Annotated in this window: 21 protein-coding genes and 1 tRNA gene; 12 read left to right on the forward strand and 10 right to left on the reverse strand. The window is 72.2% G+C overall.

Annotation, left to right across the window (positions count from 1 at the left end; genetic code table 11):
- Positions 1-3: 3 nt before the first annotated feature.
- Positions 4-1323 carry a GNAT family N-acetyltransferase gene (locus WME76_RS45530; RefSeq protein WP_437962468.1) on the forward strand — a complete coding sequence of 440 codons (1320 nt, stop codon included), beginning with the start codon at positions 4-6 and terminating at the stop codon, positions 1321-1323.
- Positions 1324-1347: 24 nt separating this feature from the next.
- On the opposite strand, the gene glgX is transcribed toward WME76_RS45530, so the two are convergent.
- Both glgX and WME76_RS45540 read right to left on the reverse strand, forming a co-directional pair.
- Complete coding sequence (glgX, locus tag WME76_RS45535) at positions 1348-3477, reverse strand: glycogen debranching protein GlgX (protein ID WP_437962469.1); 2130 nt, start codon at positions 3475-3477, stop codon at positions 1348-1350.
- Between the two features lie 68 nt (positions 3478-3545).
- Positions 3546-3800, reverse strand: a complete 255-nt coding sequence (locus WME76_RS45540; protein WP_437962470.1) for a hypothetical protein — start codon at positions 3798-3800, stop codon at positions 3546-3548.
- Positions 3801-4412: 612 nt separating this feature from the next.
- On the opposite strand from WME76_RS45540, the gene WME76_RS45545 reads away from it, so the two are divergent.
- The gene (locus tag WME76_RS45545) at positions 4413-5546 is read left to right on the forward strand and encodes a hypothetical protein (RefSeq protein ID WP_437962471.1); all 1134 of its coding nucleotides are present in this window, start codon (positions 4413-4415) and stop codon (positions 5544-5546) included.
- Positions 5547-5613: 67 nt separating this feature from the next.
- Here WME76_RS45545 and WME76_RS45550 read toward each other — a convergent pair whose 3' ends face one another.
- Positions 5614-6819, reverse strand: coding sequence for a glycosyltransferase family 4 protein (locus tag WME76_RS45550; RefSeq protein ID WP_437962472.1), 1206 nt, complete (start codon positions 6817-6819; stop codon positions 5614-5616).
- On the reverse strand, positions 6816-7928 hold the full coding sequence (locus WME76_RS45555; RefSeq protein WP_437962473.1) for a glycosyltransferase family 4 protein: 1113 nt from the start codon (positions 7926-7928) through the stop codon (positions 6816-6818). The genes WME76_RS45550 and WME76_RS45555 overlap by 4 nt, the downstream gene beginning before the upstream one ends.
- 383 nt (positions 7929-8311) lie before the next feature.
- Here WME76_RS45555 and WME76_RS45560 point away from each other — a divergent pair, with 383 nt between their 5' ends.
- From WME76_RS45560 to WME76_RS45575, 4 genes are all read left to right on the forward strand, one after another.
- A complete protein-coding gene (locus WME76_RS45560; RefSeq protein ID WP_437962474.1) occupies positions 8312-9055 on the forward strand; it encodes a hypothetical protein in 744 nt (247 codons plus the stop codon).
- Between the two features lie 52 nt (positions 9056-9107).
- A complete protein-coding gene (locus tag WME76_RS45565; RefSeq protein WP_437962475.1) occupies positions 9108-10187 on the forward strand; it encodes a nucleotidyltransferase domain-containing protein in 1080 nt (359 codons plus the stop codon).
- Positions 10187-10903, forward strand: coding sequence for a hypothetical protein (locus WME76_RS45570; protein WP_437962476.1), 717 nt, complete (start codon positions 10187-10189; stop codon positions 10901-10903). The genes WME76_RS45565 and WME76_RS45570 overlap by 1 nt, the downstream gene beginning before the upstream one ends.
- Positions 10904-11104: 201 nt before the next feature.
- Positions 11105-12562: an ATP-binding protein gene (locus tag WME76_RS45575; protein WP_437962477.1), complete on the forward strand. Its 1458-nt coding sequence runs from the start codon at positions 11105-11107 to the stop codon at positions 12560-12562.
- On the opposite strand, the gene WME76_RS45580 is transcribed toward WME76_RS45575, so the two are convergent.
- The 3 genes from WME76_RS45580 to WME76_RS45590 form a co-directional block, all read right to left on the reverse strand.
- Positions 12559-13791 carry a glycoside hydrolase family 113 gene (locus WME76_RS45580; protein WP_437962478.1) on the reverse strand — a complete coding sequence of 411 codons (1233 nt, stop codon included), beginning with the start codon at positions 13789-13791 and terminating at the stop codon, positions 12559-12561. The genes WME76_RS45575 and WME76_RS45580 overlap by 4 nt on opposite strands.
- A 52-nt stretch (positions 13792-13843) precedes the next feature.
- Complete coding sequence (locus WME76_RS45585; RefSeq protein ID WP_437962479.1) at positions 13844-15850, reverse strand: protein kinase domain-containing protein; 2007 nt, start codon at positions 15848-15850, stop codon at positions 13844-13846.
- Positions 15851-16157: 307 nt separating this feature from the next.
- A complete protein-coding gene (locus tag WME76_RS45590; protein WP_437963027.1) occupies positions 16158-16496 on the reverse strand; it encodes a transcriptional regulator in 339 nt (112 codons plus the stop codon).
- Between the two features lie 201 nt (positions 16497-16697).
- Between WME76_RS45590 and fusA the strand changes: the two genes are divergently transcribed.
- Complete coding sequence (gene fusA, locus WME76_RS45595) at positions 16698-18809, forward strand: elongation factor G (protein ID WP_437962480.1); 2112 nt, start codon at positions 16698-16700, stop codon at positions 18807-18809.
- Between the two features lie 64 nt (positions 18810-18873).
- Here the strand turns inward: fusA and WME76_RS45600 are convergent, their stop codons facing one another.
- On the reverse strand, positions 18874-20421 hold the full coding sequence (locus WME76_RS45600; protein WP_437962481.1) for a L,D-transpeptidase: 1548 nt from the start codon (positions 20419-20421) through the stop codon (positions 18874-18876).
- Positions 20422-20722: 301 nt separating this feature from the next.
- On the opposite strand from WME76_RS45600, the gene WME76_RS45605 reads away from it, so the two are divergent.
- From WME76_RS45605 to WME76_RS45615, 3 genes are all read left to right on the forward strand, one after another.
- Positions 20723-20796: transfer RNA gene (locus WME76_RS45605), tRNA-Arg, on the forward strand.
- Positions 20797-21023: 227 nt separating this feature from the next.
- Positions 21024-21890: a HipA domain-containing protein gene (locus tag WME76_RS45610; protein ID WP_437962482.1), complete on the forward strand. Its 867-nt coding sequence runs from the start codon at positions 21024-21026 to the stop codon at positions 21888-21890.
- Positions 21887-22675 carry an HIRAN domain-containing protein gene (locus WME76_RS45615; RefSeq protein ID WP_437962483.1) on the forward strand — a complete coding sequence of 263 codons (789 nt, stop codon included), beginning with the start codon at positions 21887-21889 and terminating at the stop codon, positions 22673-22675. The genes WME76_RS45610 and WME76_RS45615 overlap by 4 nt, the downstream gene beginning before the upstream one ends.
- A gap of 63 nt (positions 22676-22738) precedes the next feature.
- Here WME76_RS45615 and WME76_RS45620 read toward each other — a convergent pair whose 3' ends face one another.
- On the reverse strand, positions 22739-23002 hold the full coding sequence (locus tag WME76_RS45620; protein ID WP_437962484.1) for a hypothetical protein: 264 nt from the start codon (positions 23000-23002) through the stop codon (positions 22739-22741).
- Between the two features lie 303 nt (positions 23003-23305).
- Positions 23306-24364, reverse strand: a complete 1059-nt coding sequence (locus tag WME76_RS45625) for a GNAT family N-acetyltransferase (protein ID WP_437962485.1) — start codon at positions 24362-24364, stop codon at positions 23306-23308.
- A gap of 70 nt (positions 24365-24434) precedes the next feature.
- On the opposite strand from WME76_RS45625, the gene WME76_RS45630 reads away from it, so the two are divergent.
- Positions 24435-25892, forward strand: a complete 1458-nt coding sequence (locus WME76_RS45630) for a PLP-dependent aminotransferase family protein (protein WP_437962486.1) — start codon at positions 24435-24437, stop codon at positions 25890-25892.
- Positions 25893-26350: 458 nt separating this feature from the next.
- On the forward strand, positions 26351-26848 hold the full coding sequence (locus WME76_RS45635) for a Kazal-type serine protease inhibitor family protein (protein WP_437962487.1): 498 nt from the start codon (positions 26351-26353) through the stop codon (positions 26846-26848).
- Positions 26849-26878: the final 30 nt, after the last annotated feature.

A 26878-nucleotide genomic window follows, 5' to 3' on the forward strand; every position in this document is an offset into this window, starting at 1 on the left:
GTCATGGCGCGCGCCCGCATCCCGAGCCGTTCCAACCACGAGCTCGTGTTCCGCAGCGCCCGCAAGGGCGAGGAGGGCACGCTGGCCACGGTCGCCTACCGCGCGTTCCAGGCGGGCGATCCGGAGGCGTGGCTGCGGTATTTCACCGAGCACGCGCACCTCTCCCTCGACAACGTGATCGTCGCGGAGACCGACGGCCAGCTCGTCGGGCACGTCGCCTCGCTCGACCTCACGATGAGCTTCGCGGGCGCGGACGTGCCCTTCCAGGGCCTCGCGACCGTGGCCGTGCTCCCCGAGTTCCGCCGCCGGGGCATCGCCGATCGGCTCGTCCGCGAGAGCCTCCGCCGCATGCGCCGCCGCGGCGAGGCGCTCGCGCTGCTCCACCCGGTCCGGCTCTCGTTTTACCGCAGGTTCGGCTTCGGCGTCTGCGAGCTCCGGGACGTCGTGCGCACCTCGCCCGACCGGCTCCCGGACTCGGTGCTGCGCCGCCACGTGCGGGCCTTCTCCCGCCCCCGCGACGAGCCGCTCATCAAGCAGGCCTACGATCTCGCGCGGACCGACACGACGGGTCAGCTCAAGAGGAGCGAGTACTGGTGGGACGTGCGCGTGTTCAAGCGCTCCCCCAGCGGCGCGGTCTACGTCGATCCGGGCTCGAAGGCGATCGCGGGCTACCTGCTCTTCGACGTGCCGGAGGGCGGCGCCTACGGCGTCCAGCAGCTCCTCGTCCGCGAGCTCCGCGCGCCGACGCCGGGCGCCTACCGCGGGCTCATCGGCTTCCTCGGCGCGCTCGGCGACCAGTACGAGGTCGTGGAGCTCATGCTCCCGCGCGGCTACGGCGCGCCGCTGCTCGACGAGCCCGGCGTCCGCGACGAGCCCATCCTCTACGAGACGGCGGCCCGGCACCCCGGCCTGTGCCCGCCCGTCCACGTGGCGCACCGCCGCAACGTCCTCGGCCTGACGGCGGCCGGCGCGATGGGGCGCATCGTCGACGTCGCCGCCGCGCTCGCGCTGCACCCCTCGCCGAGGAAGCACGGCGTGCGCGGCGCCATCGGCCTCGACGTCGAGGATCCCGTGTTCACGGACGCGCCGCGCGCCTTCGACGTGACCTTCGCGGCGCGCGGCGTCCAGACGGCGCCCGGCAGCGCGGCGGGCGACCGCCTCTCGCTCTCCATCGAGCGGCTCACGCAGATCTATTTCGGCGCCACCTCGGCGCGCGATCTCCTCAGCCAGGGCTTCGTGGTGGGCAGCGCCAAGGCGGCCGCGCTCCTCGACGCGGCCTTCGCCGGGCCCCCCCTGTTCCTCGGCAGCTTCAACGGGTTCTGAGCGAGCGGCCGCGGGCGCGGCCGGTCAGGCGGCGCGCCGGGCGCGGAGGAAGAGCTTGAGCGAGCGCGATTTCAGCGCCGTCTCTTCCCCGCCCTTCCGCGTCTCGGTGGCGGCGTCGTCGTGGGTGTCCACGAGGAGCTGCCACGGCCTGGAATCGTCGGCGAAGGGGAGGACGAAGCTCAGGTCGCACGGAGACGCGTTGAGCAGCAGGACGAAGTCGTCGTCGACCAGCCGGTCGCCGGACTCGTCCACGTCGTCCAGCCCCTCTCCGGACAGGAACACCCCGAGGCACTGCGTGCAGTGGTTGCACCAGTCCTCGTCGGTCATCAGCTCAGCGTCCGGGCGATACCACTGGATATCGTAGGTCTTGCCGCCGCGGATCGGGCGCCCCTTGAAGAAGGTCGATCGCCTGAGCCCGGGGTGCTCGTGCCGGATGCGGAGGCACTTGCGCGTGAACTCCATGAGGGCCCGCGACGGCTCGTCCCAGGTCCACGGCTGCCACGTGAGCGGGCTGTCCTGGCAATATCCGTTGTTGTTCCCCTCCTGCGTGCGCCCCCGCTCGTCGCCGTGGAGGATCATGGGCGTGCCCTGCGAGAACAGGAGAGACGCCATGATGTTGCGCATCTGCCGGGCGCGGAGCTGGAGGATCTCGGGGTCTTCCGTGGGCCCCTCGGCGCCGCAGTTCCACGACCGGTTGTCGTCCGCGCCGTCGCAGTTGCCCTCCCCGTTCGCCTCGTTGTGCTTCTCGTTGTACGAGACGAGGTCCGCGAGGGTGAAGCCGTCGTGGGCCGTGACGAAGTTGATGCTCGTGTACGGCTTGCGCCCGTTGTTCTCGTAGAGGTCGCTGCTCCCCGTGATCCGGAACCCGAGGTCCGAGGCCGTGCCGCCGCTGCCGCGCCAGAAGTCGCGCAGCGTGTCGCGGTAACGGCCGTTCCACTCGGCCCAGCGCACGGGGAAGTTGCCGACCTGGTAGCCGCCGGGGCCGACGTCCCAGGGCTCGGCGATGAGCTTCACCTGGCTGAGCACCGGGTCCTGGTGGACGATGGTGAAGAAGCTGGAGAGCTGATCGACGTCGTGCAGGCCGCGCGCGAGCGCCGCGGCCAGATCGAACCGGAACCCGTCGACGTGCATCTCCAGGACCCAGTACCGCAGCGAGTCCATGATGAGCTGGAGCGCCTGCGGGTGGCGCACGTTGAGGGTGTTCCCGGTCCCGGTGTAATCGAAATAGAAGCGCTCGTTGCCGGGGACGAGCCGGTAGTAGGTCGGGTTGTCGATGCCGCGCAGGCTCAGCGTCGGGCCCATGTGGTTGCCCTCGGCCGTGTGGTTGTAGACGACGTCGAGGATGACCTCGATGCCGGCGGCGTGCAGCGCCTTGACCATCTCCTTGAACTGCCGGACCTCGGCGGTCACGTCGTTGCCCGCGCGGTACCCGACGTCCGGCGCGAAGAAGCCTATCGTGTGGTAGCCCCAGTAGTTCCGGAGCCCCTTGTCGAGCAGGAACTTCTCGTGCACGAAGGCGTGCACGGGCAGGAGCTCGATCGCCGTGACGCCGAGGTATCTCAGGTACCCGATCATGGCCGGGTGGGCGATGCCCAGGTACGTGCCGCGGAGCTCTTCCGGGATCTCCGGGTGCAGCATCGTCAGGCCGCGGACGTGCGCCTCGTAGATGACGCTGCGGTGGAACGGGACGCGCGGAGACCGGTCTCCGGTCCAGTCGAACGAGGGGTCGATGACGACGCCGAGGGGGGCGCCGAGCGCCTCCTTCTCCGACATCTTGAGATCCCCGTCCGACTCATCGATGCAGTGGGCGAACGAGTTCGCGTTCCACTGGACCCGCGACGCGAGCGCCTTCGCGTAAGGATCGAGCAGGCGCACGTTCGGGTTGAACCGCAATCCGCGCTCCGGGGCCCACGGCCCGTGGACACGGTAGCCATACCGCTGTCCCGGGCCGATCTCCGGCACATACACGTGCCAGACGAAGGAGGTGCGGTGACGCATCGGCAGGCGCTGCTCGTTCCCCTCGTCATCGACGAGGCACAGCTCGACACCCTCCGCGTTCTCCGAATAGAGCGCGAACTGCGTACCGGAACCGTCCCATGTCGCGCCGAGCGGATACGGATCTCCGGGTCGCAATCCCTTGCGCTTGAATATCATGCTGGTCTCCAGGCCGGGTGGGCCCCCCCGTGCGGCCTTCGTGTTCTAGGCGACGCGCGTGCCGAAGGCTAGGCAGCGTGGATTCGCCGGCTGCGCATGACGTCGGACACGGCGTCCGCCACGCTGCGCGCCATCCCCTCTGCGATGCGGAGCGTCTGGGCCTGATCGCCCTCGGGGGTGCACACCCTCAGGCGCTCGATCATGTCCGCGAGCCGCCGGGCTAGCTCGCACGCCTCCGCCATGGAGGCTGATGACTCGATGGAAGTCCTCCGCGGGGGGAGGGAGACCATTTCTTCGGTCGGCGTCATCGTGGTTGAAATCATGCCTGGCTCCTTACGCTGCGGTGATGCCTACAGTCAACCACGGCGTGCTGCAGGCATCGTGCCACGAGGTTCCAGTGCGGGCGCTCACCGCGGACACAACGGTTGGCGGTGGGCCGGTGCGGGCCGCTGCTGCAAAGCGCCACAGGTGGGGCGATTTGTCTCCCACAGGAGCCGACAGATCGTTCGCTGGATAGCCAGACGCGAAAATTGTAAGCAGGATGCGCGCCGCCGGGCTGGAGCTGGCGTTCACTGGCCCCGAGCGGCAAAACGACCTCTGCCGGCGGAATGGTCGAGCTCCTGCGGCCGTGCGTGAATTTCCGCGGCGGGGAGCGGGCGAGCGTGCCGTGCGCGCTCGCATCGGGTCCACCTTCGATCGCACGTTTCCGACGCGGCGGGCGGGTCTAGGGGAGCCGCTCCCCCGTGAGCCGTGGGCCGTGGGGCGTCCCGCCTCGCGGTCGGCGGTGGGGCCGTCTGGGCGCCGGGCGCCCGAGAGAGGTGGTCTCGATCGCGGGGCTGTCGACGAGGCGGCTGTAGCAGCGCCCCTCGGTGCCAGGTTAGTATCCGGTCCGCCGCGGCGGCCGCCGGTCCAACGCGTCGCGGTCGAGAAAGCTCATGATCGGAACACTCCAGGCGAAGCTCCAGTATCTCAAGAACAAGAACCTCCACAACTGGCTCGGCGGCTACGCCCGTCAGAGGCTCGAGAACGCCCGCGCTCCGCGTCCGATCGGCCCGCGTCACCTCCTCTTCGCGGTGTGCGATCACTGGGAGCCTGGGTGGGAGAACGCCACGCCGGAGGTCGGCGACGCGCGGGTGAGGGCGTGGTCGGAGCGTTATCCGGAGATGGCGAGCGCCTACCGCGACGCGGACGGCCGGCACCCGCGCCACAGCTTCTTCTTTCCGGGGGAGCAGTACACGCCTGGGTGGCTCGACGCGCTGGCGGACCTCACGCGCCGAGGCTTCGGGGAGGTGGAGCTCCACTTGCACCATCACAACGACACGGCGGAGAACCTGCGCGCGGACATCCTCAGGTACCTGGACATCCTGGGGAAGCACGGGCACTTCTCGCGCGACGCGGACGGCCGCATGCGGTACGGGTTCATCCACGGCAACTGGTGTCTGGCGAACTCCGGGCGGGACTCGCGCAACTGCGGAGTCGACGAGGAGCTCCCGCTCCTGTTCGAGACGGGCTGCTATGCCGACTACACGTTCCCGTCGGCGCCCGATGCGTCGCAGCACAGCATCGTGAATCAGATCTACTGGCCGACGGGCAACCTCGCGCGCCGGAAGGCCCACACCGTGGGGGAGCGGGCCAGGGTCGGCGAGGTGCTGGAGGACCGCATCCTGATGATCGAGGGACCGCTCGCGCTGGCGCTGACGCGCCGGGGGCACAAGACGCGGGTGCGCATGGAATACGGCGCGCTCCAGGCGGTCGACCCGCCGACGCCGGAGCGGGTGAAGACGTGGGTTGACCAGAACATCCATATCGAGGGGAGGCCCGAGTGGGTGTTCGTCAAGGTCTACACGCACGGCGCGCCCGAGGATCAGGCGGAGTCGCTGCTCGGCGCGGGGAGCCACGGCCTGCACCGGGAGCTCACCACCCGGTACAACGATGGCAAGGAGTGGGTGCTCCACTACGTGACCGCGCGGGAGATGTACAACATCGCGATCGCGGCGCTCGATGGGAAGACGGGCAATCCCGGGGACTACAGGGACTACCGCCTGAAGCCGCCGCCCTGCGCGAGCTGACGCGCGGGGGGGCCCCGCCCCGCGCGACGAACACCCTCCCAGGGGGGCCGGGCAGCTCGGCGATGCCTCAGCCCGCCCCGCCCCGCTCCCGGAGGACCTCCTCCAGGAGCGCGTGATAGCGCTGCCCCACGACATCCCACGAGAGCGCGCCCACGCTGCCCCGCAGCGCCTCCGGATCCCACGCCTGCTCCAGCGCGCGGACCAGCGCGTCCCCGAGCGCCTGCGGATCGCCGGCAGGGACGAGCAGGCCGTTGCCCCCCTGCCCCTCGCGCACGAGCTCCGGCACGCCCCCCACCCGGGTGGCGACGACCGGTCGGCCCGAGGCGAGCGCCTCCAGGACGACGTTCGGACAACCCTCGCGGCGGCTCGGCAAACAGAACACGTCGCACGCCGCCATGTAGTCCGGGATCTCCGCAGGGAGCGCCCAGCCGAACAGCTGCACGCGGTCGCCGAGGCCGAGCGCGCTGACCCGCGCGCGCAGCGGATCGAGCAGCTCGCCGCCGCCCACCATCATCAGGTGCACGTCGCGGCGGCCCGTCCGGTCGAGGTGCGCCATCGCCTCGACGAGGACGTCCACGCCCTTCTCGGGCACGTGATAGCCGGCGTAGAGCACCACCCGCGCGTCCGCCGGGACGCCGAGGCGCGCCCGCGGCGCGGCCCGGTCCCGGATCGTGAACCGCTCGCCGTCGACCGCGTTGAGCTGCACCACCACGCGCTCCCGCGGCACCCCGAGCTCGACCAGGCGATCGCCGAGCGCGCCGCTCACCGCCACCACGCGGGCGCAGCGCTGGAGCGCCGGCGCGATCTGCGCCCGCAGCACGGCGCTCCTCGGCTGCTCGTTGATGTCGCTGCCGAGCACCGTCGTGACGACCGGCACCCCCGCGCCCCGCGCGAACGCCTCCGCGGCGACGGTGTCGGGATAGGCCCACGCGGCCAGGATCGCGTCGTAGGGGAACTCGCGGCGCAGCGCGGCCATCGTGCCCCGGAGCGAGGCGTGGATCGCGCGCGCGTGCAGGACCGGCAGCCCCGGGACCGACCAGTAGGTGGGGAACAGCGCGTCGATGCCGGTGTGCGACTCGCGCGTGCCGCCGAGCAGCTCGCGCGAGGCGCCGCGCGCCCGCGTCCACCAGGGCGTCGGCGCCACGAGCCGGACCTCGCAGCGGCGCGCGAGCGCCCGGTAGGTTTGATAGCTGTACGGCGCCATCGTCGGCAGCCGCGTCGACGGGTAATGATGGGTGAAGACGAGGACCTTCATCGCGCGCCCGCCGGTCACGTGAGGCTGAAATAGAGCTGCTCGTATTTGCGCGTCATCTTCTCGAACGAGAAGTCGTCGCGGACCCGCACGTGCCCCGCCTCGCCGAGCCGCCGCCCGAGCGCCGGATCGCGCGCGAGCCGCTCGATCGCGTCCGCCAGCGCGTCGGGGGCGTCCACCGGGACGAGCAGGCCGTGCTCCTCGTTGCGCACCACCTCCGGGACGCCGCCGACCGGCGTCACCACGACAGGCAGCCTGCGCGCCATCGCCTCGAGCACCGCGAGCGGCAACCCCTCGTCGCGCGAGGGCAGGACGAAGAAGTCGGCCGCGACGAGGAGATCGGGGACGTCCTTGCGAAACCCGAGGAAACGCGCCTCCTTGCCGTGGATCCCGAGCTCGCGCGCGAGCCCGTGGATGCGGTCGCGCTCGTCGCCGTCGCCCACGATGAGCACCGTGACCGCGACGCCGCGATCCCGGAGCCGCGCGAGCGCCCGCAGCAGCACGTCGTGCCCCTTCACCGGGTGGAACGCGGCCGGCATGATCCCGAGGAACGCGCCGCCAGAGGCGGCCGCGGCCTCCGGCGACGCGGCCTGCGGCGACGCGGCGGGCGCCGGCGCCGCGCCCGCGTCGAAGCCGAGCTCGGCGCGCACCTCCTCGCGCGCCCGCCGCGCCGGGGTGATGTCGATGCCGTTGTGAATCACAGAGATGTTGCTGGCGACGCCCACTGCGCCGCTCTTGTCGGCGGTGTCCTGCGAACAACCGACGACGGCGTCCGTCTCACGCCACTCGAAGCGCGACGGGACGCGGATGATCCCGCGCGTCTGCGCGTGATCGGTGAAGACGAGCCGCGCCCGCGTGAGCAGCTTGCCGACCGTGGCGTAGTGGAGCGAGGTGGGGTTGTGCGCGTGGATGATCTGCGGCCGCCTGCGCGCGAACGCGAGCGCCGTGTGCGCGACCCGCGCGGCCAGGCCGCCGCGCAGGACCGTGAGGGGCAGCGCCCGCTGGCGCGCCAGATCCTCGAGCGGCCCGCCGCGCAGCGCGAGGATGGAGGCGTCATGGCCGTGGCGCCGCTGCGCCTCGGCCAGGCGCAGCACGAAATGCTCCATGCCTCCGCCGTTGAGGCTACTCACGGCATGGACGATCCGCAGCGTCGAAGTCCCCATGTGGCTTGCTACCCGAACCGGGTCTCCCGTCGAAGCGCGGACAGGGCCGCGCAGCCTCACCCAAGCTGCCACCTCGCGTCGCCTGCGCGCCAGCGCTCGTCGCGTCTGGCGCCCAACGTCGCTGGACCACGGTACCACCTCGCGTCGCCGTCCCCGCACCTTTTGATTTGGCGAACGGAAGCAGGTACTAGACGGGCATGAACCCTGAACTTCGGCGCGCCCTCGATCAGGGCCTGCGCCGCGTGCCAGGCATGGACGCCGCGACGAGGCTGCTCGCCGCGCGGATCGAGACGGTCAGGGCGCTCCTAACGCGGCGGCTCGACGAGAACCCGCTCCCCGTCCCCGACGCCGTGACCCCGAGCGACATCCCGTCCGTCGCGGAGCTCGGCCCGGGGGACAGGGTGCTCGCCGAGCTCGATCAAGACGGGTTCGCCTTCGCAATCCACCCGGCCGACGTCCCCTTCTTCAACCGTCGGAGCGAGAAGATGCCGCGCCTGCGGTACCGGCTCCACGTCGTGCTGCGCCGCGGGTACGTCTGCGTCCGGAAGCGCTTTATCGGCCAGCCGAGGAACGCGCCCCTCGACGCGCACCTCTTCTCCCTGCTCGGCCTCTTCTTCTATAATGAAGCGGCGTCGCTCCTCCGCCTGCGCGACCTCCCGAGCGTCCCGAGGGTCCGCGATGTGCACCTCGCCACGCGCACCCTCTTCATCGACTACGTGCGCGGCAAGACGCTCCAGCAGCGGCTCGCCGAGCGCGGGGAGAAGGTGCTCGACATCGACCTCGCGCCGCTCGGGCAGCTCTTCGATCCCGATCGCGACCGGCGGGAGATCGAGGCGTTCGCGCAGGGAGAAGGCGACGCCTACCGCGGCCGCGTCGAGGAGATCGTCCGGGCGATGAACGGGCGCGGCGTCGCGCCGCTCGACGTCAAGCTCGGCAACGTGCTCATCGGGGAGAAGACGGGCGCCCTGTACTGGGTCGATTTCGAGCGCGCCGCGCTCGAGGGCACCCCCCGCTACCGCGAGCGCCTCGTGGAGCACCATGACCTCGTGAACCGGTGGTTCGGGCTCTCCCTCCCGGGCGACGGCGGGGCGTGAGGCGCGCCGGGCGCGGCAGGTGCGATCGAGGGTGCGATCGAGGGTGCGATCGATGACACGAGACGAAGGCGGGGCGCCGCGGAGCGCCATCGAGCGGATCGGCGAGAAGGCGGGGCGGTCGTGGCCGAGCATCGAGGCGGCCGCGCGGCTCTCGGCGGAGACCCGCGCGCGGCTCGCGGCGCTGCTCCGCGAGCAGATCCCGTGCGACACGAGCGCGGTGGTCTTCGGCTCGCTCGCGCGCGGCGAGTACACGACCGGCAGCGATCTCGACTGGACGCTGCTCATCGACGGCCAGGCCGACGAGGGGCACTTCAGCCAGGTCCAGGCCATCACGAAGATCCTGAGGGACGCGAAGTTCCACGAGCCGGGCCCGACGGGCGTGTTCGGGAACGTGGCGTTCAGCCACCCGATCCTCCACCAGATCGGCGGGCAGGAGGACACGAACAAGAACACGACCCAGCGCATCCTGCTGCTCCTGGAGTCGCTCGCGATCGGCAAGCCGGACGCCCACGAGCGGGTGCTCAGGCTCGTGCTCTCGCGCTACGTGGAGGACGATCGCGGGCTGCACTACGGGAGCAAGCGCGAGATCATCCCGATGTTCCTGCTGAACGACATCGTCCGCTACTGGCGCACGGTCGCCGTGGATTTCGTCTACAAGCAGCGGGAGCGCAGCTCGGGCTGGGCGCTCCGCAACGCGAAGCTCAGGATGTCGCGGAAGCTCATCTTCCTCAGCGGGCTCATCACCTGCTTCAGCTTCGAGCTGTTCGGAAAGGACCGGGCGACGTGGGCCGACGAGGGCGGCATCTCGACGCCGTCGCTCGTGCGCTTCCTGAGGGAGCGCATCCGCGTGACCCCGCTGGAGAGCCTGGCCGAGGTGCTGCTCCGGCCGTCGATCTCCGCGGAGACGGCGCGCATGCTGTTCGACAGCTACGACGCGTTCCTCGCCCTCCTCTCGAACGAGGAGGAGCGCGGCCGTCTCAAGCAGCTACCGCTCGACGAGCACCTGGGCAACGATCCGACCTTCAAGCGGGTGCGCGACATCGGGCGCGCGTTCCAGGACGGGCTCAACCGGCTCTTCTTCAAGGAGGACGACGAGCTCAGCGAACTCATCCAGCGGTACGGGGTGTTCTGATGCGACCGATAGGGTACTCGACAGGGGCGCTCGCGCTGAGCGACGTCGAACGCGCGCTCGCGATGCTGGAGGGGAGCTCCGCGACCGCGGTGGAGCTGTCCGCGCTGCGCATCTCGGAGCTCAGGCCGCTGCTCCGGCTGCTCGGATCGCTGGACCTGTCGCGGTATCGGTACGTGTCGTTCCACGCCCCGAGCCGCTTCGACGCGGCGGAGGAGCGCGCCGTCGCCGACGCGATGGCCGAGGTGGCCGCGCTGGGCTGGCTCGTCGTCCTCCACCCCGACACCCTCCACGATCTCGGGGCCTGGCGGCAGCTCGGCGGCCGGCTCGCCATCGAGAACATGGACAAGCGCAAGCGGACCGGCCGCACCGTGGAGGAGCTCGCGGCGTTCTTCGACGCGCTGCCCGAGGCGTCGTTCTGCTTCGATGTCGGGCACGCGCACCAGGTCGATCGCACCATGACGGAGGCGCATTTCCTGGTGAAAGCGCACCGGGCGAGGCTGAGGCAGCTCCACGTGAGCGAGGTGAACGCGGGGAGCCGCCACGACGCCCTGAGCCAGAGCGCCGCCCACGCGTTCCAGCGCGTCGCCGCGCACGTCCCGGGCGACGCGGCGCTCATCCTGGAAGCGCCGGCGTCGCCCGCAGATCTGGAGCGGCAGATGGCGATCGCGAGCGCGGCGCTGTCGCCCCCGAGGGCCGTCGAGCGGGCGCGCGCCTGAGCCTGTCCGCGCCGCGACGGCGGCGCACGCGCGCCGCCTTTGCGCGTCGCCGGCATCGATCCTGAAGGGCCCCGGCTCGGACGGCTCCGCCGGGGGACATCGGGATCTCCGGGGCGCCGGCGGACGGTCCGCGGGCGCCCCGGAGCGCTACGCTCAGCGCGCTTTCCGGCGCGCCGAGGGCCGGAATCGGGGGAAACAACGATGAAGCTGAAGACGCTCGCGGCGGCGAGCACCGCGTCGCTCGCCGCCCTCGCGTTGCTGACGGCGAGCGGCCTGACGCTCGGCACGGCGTCCATGCGCCGCGAGGTCATGTGCCTCTTCAACCTGGTCCGGGAGGTGCGGTCCGTCATGGAGCTGGAGGTCCACATGCTCTCCCACGAGCGCGAGAGCGCCCGCGTCGCGCTGACCCAGCGCCCGGAGCACGCTCGCGCGCGCGAGGCCGCGGAGCGCGAGATGAGGCGGTGGATCGAGGAGCTCCGCGAGAACCCGGTCACCGCGGACAACGCGGACGCCTTCAACGAGGCCGAGATCGAGGTCGAGCGCTACCTGGCCACGCACGCCCGGGTGGACGAGAGGGCGCCCCCTTCGACGGCAGCCCTGGCCGCGTCCGCCAGGGAGACCGATCGCGCCTACGCTGCGATAGAGCGGCTGCTCGCGGTCAAGCTCGAGGAGGCGCAGATCGCCCGCGGCCGGGTCGACAGGGTGAGCGCGCTGTCGAACGCCATGAGCGTCGCGGCCGTCCTGGCGCTGCTCGCGGGCACCCTGGCGACGCTCTGGCAGAGCAGCAGGTGCCTCTATCGCCCGCTCCTCGCGCTCCGCGCCGCGATCGATCGCTACGGGGCAGGCTCGCACGACGCCCGGGCGCCGCACGGGGGGCTCGACGAGCTGCGCGAGATCGGCGTGGCGTTCAACGAGATGGCCGCCGCGCTGGCCGAGCAGCGCCGGAAGCAGCTCGGGATCCTCGCGAGCGTGGCGCACGATCTGCGCAACCCGCTCGCCGCGCTGAAGCTCACCGTCGACCGCCTGCGGCCGGACCGGCCGCTGCCGCCCGAGGAGCAGCTCAGGCCGATGCTCGCCCGCATCGGGAAGGAGGCGGCGCGCTGCGACCGCATGCTCACGGACCTCATGGATGTCGCGCGGATCGAGGGCGGCGAGCTCGAGCTGCGCACCGAGGTCCGCGACGCGTGCGAGCTCGCCCGCGAGGTCGTGGAGCTCTACCGCCCGGCGGCGACCGCGCACGAGCTCGGCCTGTCGCTCCCCGAGGAGCCCGTCCCGCTGCGCTGCGATCCGATCCGGATCGAGCAGGTGCTCAACAACCTGGTCGCGAACGCCATCAAGTACTCGCCGGGCGGCGGCGCCGTGCAGGTCGCCGTGGCGCGCGCGGGCGCCGAGGTCACCATCGCGGTCTCGGACCGGGGCGTCGGCATCGCGCGCGAGGACCAGGGACGGCTGTTCGAGCGCTACTTCCGCGCGCCGTCGTCGGGCCGCGTGGCCTCGGGCGTGGGCCTCGGCCTGTGGGCCGCGCGGCGCATCGCCGAGGCGCACGGCGGCCGCATCGAGGTGACGAGCGCCCCCGGCGAGGGCTCGACGTTCACGCTCCACCTTCCCGGCCAGCGTCGCGCAACGGACGCCGGGGTGAGGAGCCCCGAGGAACGCTAGAGCTCGTCCGGATCGAGCTCCCAGCCGAAGACGCCGGGGGTGCGCGCGCGGTGCTTGCCGAGCACCTCGCCGGGAAGCCAGGGGCCGTCGGCGGCCCAGCGGGCGGTGAAGGCGTCGCGCAGCACGAGCTCGGCGAGCTTGCCCCGCGGCGAGAAGCCCCACTCGGCCTCCTGCGAGACGTCGTCCGGATCGGCGTAGAGACGCCAGACGAAGAAGCCGGCGCAGGTGCGCGCGTCGAGGAACGGCGCGATCACCGCGGCGTAGGCCTCGGCCTGCGAGCGCTGGTCGATCACGACGCCCTTCATCCGGTCGGGCCACTCCCACGGGCGCACCGCGGGGTCGCGCCGCGTGGTGTAGCCGATCTCGGTGAGCAGGACCGGCTTGCCCCACGCGCGCGCCACCGCGTCCACCCCGGCCGCCACCTTGCGGCCGCCGCGCAGGAGCTCCTCGAACGACGCGCCCTCGCGCTCGGCGAGCGGGTAGAACGCGTTGATGCCGATGAGATCCAGGGCGTCGAAGATCAGCGTGTGCTCGACGTCGTCCCAGTTCGCCGAGTAGGTGAGCAGCCCCGGGTACACGCGGCGCACCGCCTCGATGATGGGCAGGAAGCTCGCCGCGCGCGGCGTCGTCACCCAGCTCCGCAGCTCGACGCCGACGCTGAGCATCTCGGCGCCGCCCTCGCGCGCGACCTCGGCCCACGTGAGCAGGAACCGGCGGTACGACGCGGCCCAGCGCGCCCAGCCGGCGTCGTCCCCCGGGTCGATCAGCGCGCGCCACTCGCCGCTCTCGACCCAGAGGTGCGGGACGAGCAGCACCTTGAGCCCGCGCGCGTGCGCCTGCGCGATGGCCGCGAGCACGTTGCGCCGGTTCTCCTCGAACGGCGCCTCGAAGACGAGATCGACGCCGGTGCCCTTGCCGTCCCACACGCGGCCGAACGGGGTCAGGCTGATCCAGGTCGCGCCCATGGCCGCCGCCTCGTCCATCGCCCGCCCGCTCGCCGCGGTGCCGTAGCCGCGGCCCGGGTGCCGCTGGTTCTCGATCGGCCCGATCGTCACGCCGCGCACGCCGCCCCAGCCCGACGTGGCCCACCCCGCCGCGCCGTGCGGCAGGCGCTCCGGCGCGATCTTCGGCGCGGCGCTCGCGGGGCGCGCCGGGCCGCAGACGGCCGCCGCCGCCACGGCGAGCGCGGCGCCCGCCGACCGGGCGAGCGCGCGTAGCTCTCGACTCATCGCTGACACGGGCGCGTTTATACCAGGCAGACGGCGCGCGGGATCGCGGACGTCACCCGCCGTCCGGGCGCTGCGCGCCGTCGCTCGCGGCGGGCGGCTGCGGCTCCCGCGCGCTCCCCTCGGGCGGCTGCGGCTCCCGCGCGCTCCCCTCGGACGGCGGCGGCTCCCGCCTGATCGCGTCGCGTTGCTGCCGTGCCCGCTCGGTCCCCTCGCGCCACTGCCGCTCGCGCTCGAGCTTCTCGCGCCGCAGCCGCTCGCGCTCGACCTCGTCGTAGATCACGTCGGGGCGCGGCGGCCGGTACGGGCCCCCCGGCGCGGCCTGCGGCGCCTCGCCGCCCGGGCGGGCGGCCTCGGGACCCGCGACGCCGTCGGCGCCCGGCTCGGCCACCGGCGGCTCCGGCGTGGGCTCCGGCGTGGGCTCCGGCGTGGCCTCCGACGTGGCCTCCGACGTGGGCAGAGCGGTCGCGGCCGGCCGCCGCGACGCGGCCGAGGAACGCACCGCCTGGACCGCGCGCCTCTCGACGCCCTTCGCCGCGGGCGGGACGCCCTTGCCGGCGTCGAGCGTGCGCGCCTGCACGAGCCACACCCCGAGGAGCCCCGCGAGCAGCCCGAGCCCCGCGGCGGCGACCGCGAGCCGGCGGGGCCACGGCGACGGCGGGCGGCGCACCACCGTGAGCCGCTCGGTCTCGGCCGGCGCGCGCGCGTCGATCGTCGGGGTGACGCGCGGCGCGGCGTCGGTGCTGACCCGCTGCGCGCCCCGGCCGGCGAGCGGGACGGGCGTGTCCTCGCCCGAGCGGCGCTGCCCCGGCCCGTTCGCGGCCGGATCGGAGGGGCGATCCGGCGCGCTCACCGTGAGGACCGGGGGCGGCGTGCGGCTCGCCCGGAGCTGCTCGCTGCCGTCCCACGACGCGCCCGCGTGCGACACCAGCGTCACGTCGGAGTGACGGGTGCCCGCGGCGGCGTCCCACTTGGCCGTCGTCTCGAGGTCGCGCAGGAGGTCGTCGGGCGACATCCTGGGCAGGTCGGCCAGCGTGTCGGGCGCCCACTCGTCGACGGCCGCGGGGGCCGGCGTCGCCATGCGGACCGTCTCATCCTCTGCCCGGAGCACCTCCCACACGCGCTCGGCCGCGTCCTCCGCGCCCTCCCCTCCGAAGCGCGCGAGGGCGAAGGCGAGCTTCGCGACGTCCGGGGGGCGCGCCTCCGGGTCCTTGTCGAGGCAGCGCAGCAGGAGCGTCCTGAGCTCGGCGGGCTCGACGTGCGGCGGGAAAGGCGAGGGCGGCTCGTTCAGGACCCGGGTGCAGATGTCGAGCTCGGTCGGCGCGTCGAACGGGCTCACGCCGCAGAGGAGCGCGTACGCGACCGCGCCGATCGACCAGATGTCGACGCGCTCGTCGATGCCGCCCGCGGACCGCATCTGCTCCGGCGCCATGTAGAGCAGCGAGCCGCGCATCGCGCCCGAGGCGGCGTTCGGGCCCTCGCTCTCGACGCCGCAGGCGACGGCCGAGACGCCGAAGTCGAGCACCTTCACGCTCGGCGCGCCGGCGCCGATGCTGAGGAACAGGTTCTCGGGCTTGATGTCGCGGTGGAGGAGCCCGGCCGCGTGCGCCTCGGCGACGGCCTCGCAGATCTGCAGGAGGTACTTCACCGCCTCCCTGACCCGGAGCGGGCCGCGGCGGTGCAGGTAGCTCGTGAAGTCGGACCCCTCGAGGTACTCGCTGACGATGAACGGCGCGCCGCCGTCGACCCCGACGTCGAGCACCCGCGCGACGTACCTGCCCGAGAGGGCGCGCGCGGCGCGAGCGCCCCGGAGCAGCCGCTCGACGGCGTGCCGGTTCTGGGCGATCGCCGGGTCGACGCGCTTGAGCGCGACGTGCCGGCCCGACTCGAGGTCGGTCGCGAGCTGGACGACGCCCAGGCCGCCGGCGCCGATCCGGGTCTCCACGGCGTACCTGCCGGCGACGACCTCCTGCCTGCCGGGGACGCCCTCGGGCGTCCGCGGCGCATCGGTCCGCTCCCGTGCGGCCGCGCGATCCTCTGCTCTGGGCTTCAGCGACGTCAACGCACTGCCTCGATGTGTCCGCGAGCTCCGCGGAGGGAGTCAAACCTGTCCTAGGAATAGCAGACTCAGAGTGCTGCTATCGCGTCCATGACGTGTCGTCTAGCGACACCTCCGCACGGAAGTGCCCTTTCCGTGCACAGCGTGCTGGCCGGCCAGCCGGCCGGCTGGCCGGCCAGCGTTCGCTGCTTCGTGCCGCGCAGCCACCCCCAGCCGTGCAGTCCATGCGCCGTCCTGGCCATCCGGCCATCGGGCCATCTCGCGGGCGGGCCGCCTCGCGCCGCGCCGCCGCGCTGCCCCGCCGCTCGGCTCACGGCGGGAGCCCCAGCGCGAGCGCCACCAGGTAATCGATGCCGCTCATGACCAGGACGATCGCGGAGGTCGACGCGACGCCGAGTCCGAGCGCCGCCACCGCGCGCCAGCGCCGTGTCCGGCGCGCAATCAGCCGCCCGCGCTGAACGCCGCGCGTGACCCAGCACCACCCGAGCATGGACAGCGGGCCGAACGCGTAGAGAGCGGCGCCCCACGTCGCTCCGTTCCAGCAGGCATTGCGCTGTTCCGTCGTGAGTCGCCGCCGGTCCCAGAGCTGGAGCGCGAGCGGCAGCGCGATGCCGAGCGCCATCTGGAGTGCGAGGCGCAGAGCGCTCATGTCGCGCACCGAGGCGCCGCGCCCGAGCCCCGCTCAGGCAACACCGGACAGGCGCTGTCCACTCGAGTACGCCGCAGCGCGTCGCGGCAGAGCTCGGGTGAGCGACGCGCACGTCGTCGCTGTCCGCGCGCGTCGAGGAAAGCGCCGCAAAAATCGCGTACCGGCCTTCTCGTTGCCGACGGGGGTTGATACGAACGAGGGATGACAACGACTGAGGCAGGGGACATCAGGAACGTTGCAATCATCGGACACAAGGGGGCTGGGAAGACATCGCTTGCCGAGGCGCTGCTGTACGTCGCGAAGGCGACAACCAAGCTCGGCAAGGTGGACGACAGGACGAGTGTCCTCGACGACGCCGCCGAGGAAAAAGAGCACGCTTGCTCGTTCGAGGCGAGCGTCGCGCACCTCTCCTGGGGAGGAAAGAAGATCAACCTCGTCGACACGCCGGGAGAGGGGAGCTTCCTCGCCGAGACGCGGCTCGCCCTCGCGGCGGTCGACGCGGCGATCCTCGTGGTGAGCGGCAAGGACGGCGTGCAGCCGATCACCGAGCGCGTCTTCGGCTGGGTGAGGGAAGCGAAGCTGCCGTGCATGATCGTGGTCACGAAGGTCGACGCCGAGAACGCGCGGCCCGACGAGGTGCTCGCCGACGTCCGCGCGCGCCTCAAGGCGCCCCTCGCGGTGATGGAGGAGCGCGTCGGCGACGGGCTCCAGCACCGCGGGGTCGTCGCGATCCGCACGCGGAAGGCCTGGCTCGACAAGCCCGAGGCGCCCGCCGCGGCCGCGGGCTCCGCCGTGCCGGCCGACGTCGCGGCCGCCGTGGAGCGCGCGCGGGGGAAGCTCGTCGACGACGTCGCCGGCAGCGACGACGATCTCACCGAGAGCTACCTGAACGAGGGCGATCTCACGCAGGAGCAGCTCGATCAGGGGCTCCGCGCCGCGGTCCGCGGCGGGGTCCTCGTCCCGGTCTACTTCGCCTCCGGGGTGCGCCCGAGCGGCGTCGCCGCGCTGCTCGACGGCATCGTCGAGCTCGTGCCGCCGCCGACCGAGCACCCGGCGTGGAGCGGCGTCGTCCCGAGCGGCAAGCCCGGGGCCGCGCCGCAGCCGGCGGAGCGGCCGGCGTCGGCGGACGCGCCGGCGGCGGCGTTCGTCTTCAAGACGTCGATCGATCCGCACGCCGGCCGCACGTCGTTCGCGCGCGTGCTCTCCGGCGTCGTGCGGCCCGACGCCGCCCTGATCAACGCGAGCACGGGCGCCTCGGAGCGCCTCGGCAAGATCCACACGGTGGTCGGCAAGGACCACAAGCAGGTGGACGAGGCGCGGGCCGGGGACATCGTCGCGCTGCACAAGCTGAAGGCGACGCTGAGCGGGCACACGATCTGCGACGAGAAGCAGCCGTTCCAGCTCGGCGCGCCGGAGCTGCCGCCGGCCCTCTTCTCGCGCGGCGTGCGGTTCGACGCGAAGGGCGGCGAGGACAAGGTCGGCAACGCGCTCCACCGGCTGACCGAGGAGGACCCGGGGCTCAGCGTGCACCAGGACGCGTCGACCCGCGAGCTCGTCGTCTCGGGCCTGGGCGCCCTGCACCTGGAGATCACGGTGGAGCGCATCCGCCGGCGGATCGGCGTCGACTGCCGGCTCGGCCCGCCGCACATCGCCTACAAGGAGACGATCACGCGGAGGGCCGCGGGCGTCGAGGGCAAGCACAAGAAGCAGACCGGCGGCCACGGCCAGTTCGGCGTCTGTTACATCGACATGGAGCCGCTCTCGCGCGGCGGCGGCTTCGTCTTCGAGGACGCTGTCGTGGGCGGCGCCGTGCCGCGGCAGTTCATCCCCTCGGTCGAGAAGGGCATCGTCAAGGCGATGTCGAAGGGCGTCCTGGCCGGCTACCCGATGGTCGACGTCAAGGTGCGGCTCACCGACGGCAAGTACCACGACGTCGACTCGTCGGACGCGGCCTTCCAGATGGCCGGCAGCAAGGCCTTCAAGGCCGCCGCGGCGCAGTGCGCCCCGGTGCTGCTCGAGCCGATCGTGCGGCTCTCGGTGACGGTGCCGGGCGCCACGATGGGCGACATCATCGGCGACATCAACAGCCGACGCGGCAGGATCATCGGCACCGATTCCGCCGAGAGCCAGACGGTCGTGAACGCGTTCGTCCCGCTCGCCGAGGTGCTCGAGTACGAGTCGAAGCTGAAGAGCATGACCCAGGGCAAAGGCACGTTCACGATGAGCGTCGAGCACCTCGAGATCTGCCCGCCGGTGGTGCAGGACAAGGTGATCAAGGAGAGCGGCTTCAAGGCCGAGGCCGACGAGGACTGACGCCGCGCCTCGCAGCTCGCGCCCCTCGCGAGCCCCACCGTGGGCCCGCGGAGGGCGCGCCCGCCTAGGGATGGATGTGGACGATGGTCCCCTCGCCCGTCGCCTTCCCCGCGCTGACCCCGTGCCACCCCTCCGGCACCGGCGGATCGGTCCACAGGAACACCCGGCGCGCGTCGATCGGCGACAGGTTGATGCACCCGTGGCTGCGCGGCTTGCCGTAGTCGTCGTGCCACGGCGCCGCGTGGATCGCGTAGCCCGCCTCGAAGTACTGCACCCACGGCACGTCGCGGAGCTCGAACTTGTTGTCGACCTCGTGCGCGTCCATCGTCGTCGTGACGTGCTTGTCGCGGACCCGGAACGTCCCGCGCACCGTCGAGAACGTCTTCTTGGGGTCGCCGAGCCCGTCGCGCCCCGTGGCCGCCGCGGTCGCGTAGACGGGCTTGTTGCCCTCGTAGAGGACCAGCGTCTGGGTGAGGATCGAGATGTCGATCCACTTCACGTTCCCCTGCGCGAACGACGGAAGCTCCGAGGGCTTCACCGCGATGGCCACGTCGGAGTCGCGCACCCACGTCCCGTCCTTCGCCTCGACGAGGCGCGCCCCGCCGACCTTCTTCGAGCGACCCGTGAGCTGCACGGCGGTGTGCCAGGGCAGATCGCCCGCCTTCTCCATCTCGCCGCCCGAGATGTCGTAGCGCTTCGCGTCCTGCCGGTGCACGAACGCGAGCGGCAGCTCCCAGCCCTTCGTCATGTCGACGCCGTGGAACGTCGAGCCGCGCGCGGGCTTGAGCTTCGAGGTGGGCACGAGCCGCGCGTCGGTGGTCAGCGCGAAGCGCCGCCCGTTGTCGCCCATGAAGGTGTCGATGAGCGCGAGCCCCGCCTTGCGCGCGATCCGGTTCGTGATGATCGCGTAGCCGGGGACCTTGAAGGACGAGATGTTCGGGAGCTGCCGCCCGCCCTTGAAGAACCAGGGGATCTCGTCGCTGCCGTTGCCGCCGAAGAGCTCGCTGTCGCCGAGCTCGGGCGGCTCCGCGGGCGGGTCGCCGACGGCGTTGCCCAGCGCGTCGAGCGGCACGTCGTTGGCGCCGACCTTGACCTCGTCCCACTTCTTCTTGAGCTTCTTGTAGCTGCGGAGGTGCCGCTCGAGGCTCATCTCGTACTGGAGCTGCTCCTTCTTGGACGGCATCCGGTAGTAGTTCGGCGCGATCGCCCGGACGAACGCGTACGGGTACGGCATCGGCTTCGACAGGTCGGGCCGCCGCGTGAGCGCCCGGAGGATCGGGTGCTGCATGTCGATCGTGGCGTCGCCGTCCGCGCAGACGTACCCGGCGGGCAGCACGCGGTAGTAGCCGCCCTGGCAGTCGTCGAACGCGGCCGGCTTCTCGCCGCGGGGCGCCGTCCCGCCCGCGCGGAGGTAGCCGAGCTTGGCCGAGCGCCGGTCCGCCTTCTCGTAGATGGGCGCGACCATCTGCACGGCGCCGATGCGGGGCCCGTCGGGCCGCGGGAGGGTGGCGGGGTCGTTCTCGGCGGCCGTCTGGGGCGCGGCCCCGGAGAGGCTGACGATGCCCTCGGGCGTGGCGCTCTCCCCGCTGCTGCAGGCCGGCAGGACCGGCAACGCGAGGGCGGCGACAGCCAGGGCAAGCGGGAGGGGGCCGCGCGCGGGGGCTTCGATCGCAGAGCTTCGCTGTCGGGCATCCATGACCCGGGGATGCCGGACAGACAGGCCGGTGGCCAAGTTTTGGCCTGCGACGCGGCCTCAGGGCGGGCGGCGGCCGCGACGCGCGGCGCGCCCGGGGCCATCGCGGGGGCGCCCCCCTCAACGAAGCGCGGCGTCGGTGCGCGATGGTGCTGGAATGGGGTTGCGCTGGAGCCCGGCCTTGGGTAGGTTCGGGGCCCTCGCGAAACCCCGCGAGAGTGCGCCACTAGCTCAGCTGGATAGAGCGTCGGCCTCCGGAGCCGAAGGCCAGTGGTTCGAATCCACTGTGGCGCGCAGGTTGTTCTTCAAACATCGCACACCGTAGCCGCTTGCCTGGCTCGCGGCCGCGGTGAGGTGTGTACGACTGGCGCTCGTCATCGAGCCGGCTCGACCGTTGCACTGACCGGTCCGAAGGGCACGCGACGCGCTCGTGAGCACGCGCTGCGTTCCGAGGTGATGCAGTGGCAGAGGCGTACCCCATCCGCGAGGTCTCTCCTGTCTGGCGGATCGGGGAGGAGCCCATGGGTACCAAGCGCAAGTTCTGGTGCCACGCCGATGACCACCATCGGTACCTCTTCAAGTATGCCCGTGCCGGTACCGGGGAAGACTGGGCAGAGAAGACCGCCGCTGAGGTTGCGGGCGCCTTGGGCGTTCCACATGCGGAGGTGGATCTCGCCGTCTACGAAGGGCAACCCGGAACGCTGACGCTGGCCATCACAGACGACGAGCATGCTCTGGCGCACGGGAACGAACTCCTGCAAGAGCGCCGTCCAGAGTACCCTCTTCACGCTGCATACAGCGCGTCCGAGCATACTGTTACCTTTGTGCTCGACGCGCTCAGTCAGAGCTTTATTCGTGCACCCGAAGGTACGGCTTCGGCCGATCTCGTGACGGCGGCGGATTGGTTCCTCGGCTACCTCATGCTCGACGCGCTGATCGGCAACACCGACCGGCACCACGAGAACTGGGCCGTGCTCGTGCGCATCGGGCAGGCGGAGCGCTATGCAGCGCTCGCGCCGAGCTACGATCACGCGTCGAGCTTGGGCCGGGAGCTGGCGGACCACGAGCGGCGCGCGCGCCTTGAAGGCCGGGACCGGCGGCGCACGGTCGACGCTTACTGCAAGAAGGCGCGCTCGGCCCTCTACCGGAACGTCGAGGATCCTGCGCCAATGAGCCCGCTCGATGCCTTCTCGGAGGCGATGCGCCACGCGCAGCTGGCGGGCAGGCGCTGGCTCGAGCGACTCGGTGCAACCGAGCATGCTACCCTGTCCTCCATCGTGGACCGCATCCCTGCCCAGCGCATCAGCGATCCGGCTCGCCAGTTCGCCGTCGCGGTGATGGCGACCAACCGCCGCGCGTTGCTCTCGCTGCTGGAGGCGCAGCCATGACGGCCGGCCGAACCCTCTTCGTCACATGGTACGACTCGAACCATCGCTCGATCATTCCGGTCGGCCGGCTCGTCCATCACGGCGGAGCGGAAGGCGATCTCTTCGAATTCCGGTACATTCAGGGCGCGCTGGAAGCCATGGAGCGGGGCTTCCAGCCGTTCATTGCGTTCCCTGACCTGTGCAAGGTCTACCGCAGTTCGTCGCTGTTCCCGTTCTTCGCAAACCGGGTGATGCCCACGACCCGCCCGGATTACCTGGCGTATCTCGAAGTATTGGGGCTCGACCCGACCGAGGCGGACTCGGTCGATATCTTGGCGCGGAGCGGGGGCAGGCGGGAGACGGACCGCATCGAGGTGGTGCCTGCGCCGGTGAAGGACGAGACTGGCGGCTACACGACTCGCTTCCTCCTCCGCGGCGTCCGGTACATCCCAGGCGCGGAGGACCGAATCGCTCGCCTTCGGTTCGGCGAGCGGCTGTTCTGGATGCTCGATGCGCAGAACGAGTCGAATCCCAGCGCCGTTGCGCTCCGCAGCGCGGACAAGTGCTTGTTAGGGTATATTCCAGACTACCTCGTCACGGACATTGCGAAGCTGCTCGAGCACCACGTGTCGATGAACGTGTTTGCCGAGAAGGTGAACCTGCCGCCCGCACCGCTGCACCATCGTGTGCTGTGTCGGCTTGAAGCGCGCTGGCCGGATGGGTTCCTCCCGTTCCAGGGCGAGCAGTTCCAGCCGGTAGGTCCGCTCACCGCACCGCCGACCCACGCAGACCACGCGCTCCAGTAAAGCGTACGCCATCGCGCCGGATGTGCGCGTCCCCTCTACGCGGCGAGCCGGGCTCCCCTCAGCTCACCGCTTCACCGCCGGCTCGCCTTTCGCCGTCCCGGCGCCAGGAGCAGGCGCAGGCGAGGTCCCGGACCCCTCGTTGTTCGCGTAGGGCTGGCGCTCGCCGTCCTCCTGCGCCGCCGTCCGGGCTTCCACGGCCACCGGCGGCTTGGGCATGTCGCTCGGGTCCTCGTTCTCGTCGTCGGGTCGCTCCATCCCACCCGAGGCGCCCGCGGCCGCCTGACGCGCGGCCTCGGCCTTGATCTCCTGGATTTTCCGCTCGTCCATGTCTCCCTCCGCCGCAGCGCGCGACCTTGACGTGGGCGACCCGGCCAACCGGGCAGCCGTCTGGCGAACCTGGCGTCCGCGACGGGTAGGTCAAGCGGGGGACGCGCCCGGAACGGCCCGCGGAGGTCCTGCAGCGGACACAGCGGGAGGGTGCCCCCCTGGGGCGTCTACCCGAGGAATCCCCTCATTTCGCAGCCCTTTTCAGCGGGGAAATTGAACAGGGAGAGGGGGAGTATTTTGAAGATTTTCCTCCCCGCCTCCCTGTGAATTTTCCTAAGCATTTGAGGGGATTCCTCAGGGCCTCTACCCCCTCCTGGTGAGCACCATCTCGGTCGACGTGAACGGCGGCGGCGGCAGGTCCGCGCGGTGCTGGAACCCGAACCGCGCGTAGAACGCGTGCGCGTCCTGGGTACCCAGGTGGACGCTCCGCGCGCCGCGGACCGCCGGGTGATCGAGCAGCAGCCGCACCACCGCCTCGCCCACGCCGAGGCCGCGCAGCGACGGGGCGACCATCACGTCGAACATCCACGCGCGCTTGCTCCCGTCGCCGATCGCCCGCCCCGTCGCCACGAGCCGGCCCGCGCCGTCGCGCGCGCCCACCCACGCCGACGAGCCGAGCTGCGCCCGCGCGAGCGCCTCGCGCGGGACGCCGTGGTTCCAGTAAGCGCCCTCCAGCAGCTCGACGGCCGCGTCCACGTCGCGCGGCCCGAGCGCGCACGCGAGCGCGCAGCCCGCCGGCGCCCGCAGGAACTCCGGCAGCGGCGTGTCCGGGCACGCCGCGCGGAGCAGCTCGATCGCCGCCGGATCGCCCGGCGCCCCCCGCTCCCAGAGCCGCGCGAGGAGCCGCGACCGCTCCTCGGGCGTGCGGTTCTGCGCGAGCTTCGCCTTGCCGTCGAGCCGCTCCAGCGGGACCGCGAGCACGAGGATCCCCGCGATCGCCTTGCGGTAGAGCGGGCTCGCGGCGTCGAGCGGCGCGTACCCGCCCTCGGGCTGGTACTTTCGCATCAGCGCCTCGAGCACCTCGGCCTTGTGATCCGGATCGTCCACGCGCCCGATCACCCCGTGCGCCTGCGCGCTCCGGTACAGCGTCGTCGCCGGGCAGGCGCGCTCCGGATCGGTGAAATAGCTCGGGATCGACGCGACGATCTGCTCGCACGACACGACCGCGGGCCGGCCGACGGCCTCGGTCTTCTCGCCCGCGGGCGCGCCGTGGAACGCGATCGCCCCCCGCACGATCACGCCGTGCACCGTCCGCAGCACGGGCTCGCCCTCCGCGGTCGTCGAGGCCACGTGCACCACCGGCGCGTGCCCGAGGAGCGCCTCGGCCTCCGCGCGATCCATCCGGAAGATCTCCCTGCGCATGGGCGGAGATTGCCGCGCGGGTGGTCCAGGCAAAAGATCCGGTCCGGCGATTTCTGCTAGACCAGTCCGCATGGCCTGGGAGCTCTCGCTCGCGATCGATCCCGCCTCCCCGCAGCCGATCTTCCTCCAGATCGCGCGCGCCCTCTCCGACGACATCCGCCGCGGCCGGCTCCGCGCGGGCGCCGAGCTCCCGGGCAGCCGCGCGCTCGCGCGGTCGCTGTCGGTCCACCGCAACACCGTCCTCGCCGCGTACCGCGAGCTCGCCGCCGAGGGCTGGATCGAGGCGAGCGCCGCGCGCGGCACCTTCGTCGCGGCGGAGCTGCCGGCGCCGGCGCCCCGCCGCTTCGCCCGGCGCGCCGCCGCCCGGACCGAGGCGCCGGCGAGGCTCGGCTTCGACCTCGGCGCGACCTCCCTGCGGCCCATGCCGCTCGCCGCCGAGGGCACGCTGCGCATGAGCGGCGGGCTCCCCGACATGCGCCTCGTCCCGACCGCGGCGCTCGCGCGCGCCTACCGCCGCGCGCTCCGCGCCGAGGCGAAGCGGCTGCTCGACTACGCCGATCCGCGCGGCCACGAGCGCCTCCGCGCCGCCCTCGCCGCGATGCTCTCGGCGGTGCGCGGCCTCGCCGCCGGGCCGCAGTCGGTCCTCGTCACGCGCGGCAGCCAGATGGCGATCGACCTCGTCGCGCGCGCGCTGCTCGCGCCCGGCGACGCCGTCGCGGTCGAGTCCTACGGCTACCGCCCCGCGTGGGAGGCGCTCCGCCTCGCCGGCGCGCGGCTCGTCCCGGTGCCGGTCGACGCCGCGGGCCTCTCCGTCGACGCGTTCGCGGAGCTCGCCGATCGCGAGCGCCTGCGCGCCGTCTACGTCACCCCGCACCACCAGTACCCCACGACCGCGGTGCTCGCGCCCGGCAGGCGCATCGCGCTCCTCGAGCTCTGCCGGAGCCGCCGCGTCGCGGTCATCGAGGACGACTACGATCACGAGTTCCACTACGACGGCCGCCCTGTGCTCCCGCTCGCCAGCGCGGACACGGCCGGCGTGGTCGTCTACGTCGGCACGCTCTCGAAGATCCTCGCCCCCGGGCTCCGGCTCGGCTTCGTTGTCGCGCCCGAGCCGCTCATCGAGCGGCTCGCGCTCCACCGCACCTTCGTCGACCGGCAGGGCGATCACGCGCTGGAGCGCGCCGTCGCCGAGCTGCTCGAGGACGGCGAGGTGCAGCGCCACGCGCAGCGCGCGCGGCGCATCTACAGGGCGCGGCGCGATCTGCTCGTCGAGGCGCTGCGCGCGCGGCTGGGACACGCGCTCGACTTCCGCGTGCCCGCGGGAGGCATGGCGCTGTGGGCCCGGGTCGACGCCGCGATCGACGCCGACGCGTGGGCGGAGCGCGCGCACGCGCGCGAGGTGGCGTTCTCGGCGGGGCGGCGGTACGCGTTCGACGGAAAGAAGCGACCGTTCCTGCGGCTCGGCTTCGCGGCGCTGGACGAGGGAGAGATCGGCGAGGCCGTGGAGAGGATGGTCAAGGCGATCTGAGCCGCCAGTCCGGCAGCCGGCTCACCACCCTTGCGCAGCGACCTCGCGCGACAGCCGGGAGATTCCCTCTCTCGCTGTCCGGCGGCCGTCGGCCGTCCTCGCGGGCGACGGGAGCACGTCGACAAAAACTCCGATTCTCCCAGGGGGCCAGTGGCTCGTTGATGGACTCCTCACCGGCGACCCCGCCCACCACCACGCCTGCGAGGAGGCCAACATCGCTCGGCCGCCCCTGATCCGGTCGAGGCCTCTCCTGTTGATTTCACCGAAGCCGATATTTTTCAGCCTTGCTTGACAGAGCATTTCTCACGTCCTACTACCTCGCCCAGTCCGAGGCAGCAGACGAGGGCGCAGCTCCTCCAGCGAACCACGTCGGGCTTTGCGCGCCTGGGGCAGGGGGTCGGATCTGCGTCGAGATCGCCGCGTGCCATGGACTTCCTTTTATCCGAAGAGGTTGATTCATGAGACGATTCGACGGACTGGGTGTTCTCCTCGCTCTCGCGGCGTCGGGCTGCGCGGTATCCACGGAGATGGACGGCGGGGCGGCCGGGACAGCCGAGGCCGAGATCGCGACGGAGGCGGTGCGCGCGGCCCCCGCGGCGCTCGGCCAGGCGCCCCGGGGCGCGGCGCCCGCCGGCGCCGCATGGATCGATGAAGGCGAGCCCCCGACCGACACCCCTGCTCCGATCGCCGAGGTCGGGGAGAGCTGCGGCGGCTTCACGCGGGGCCCCGCCCCCGTCTGCGCCGAGGGGCTCTATTGCGACTACACGCTCGAGGACGTGTGCGGCTGGGCGGACGCGTCGGGCCTCTGCGCGGAGCGACCTGCGTCCTGCACAGAGGAGTACATGCCTGTCTGCGGATGCGACAACCGGACTTACGCGAATGCCTGTCTGGCCGCGATGGACGGCGTCGCCGTCTACACGAAAGGCGAGTGCGCGGGCACGCCCAAGAGCGATTGATCGAGCGCGCTTGACCGCGCACGCGCCCGC

This window comes from Sorangium sp. So ce119, assembly GCF_051524405.1.
In the GTDB taxonomy this organism is placed as follows: domain Bacteria; phylum Myxococcota_A; class Polyangia; order Polyangiales; family Polyangiaceae; genus Sorangium; species Sorangium cellulosum_G.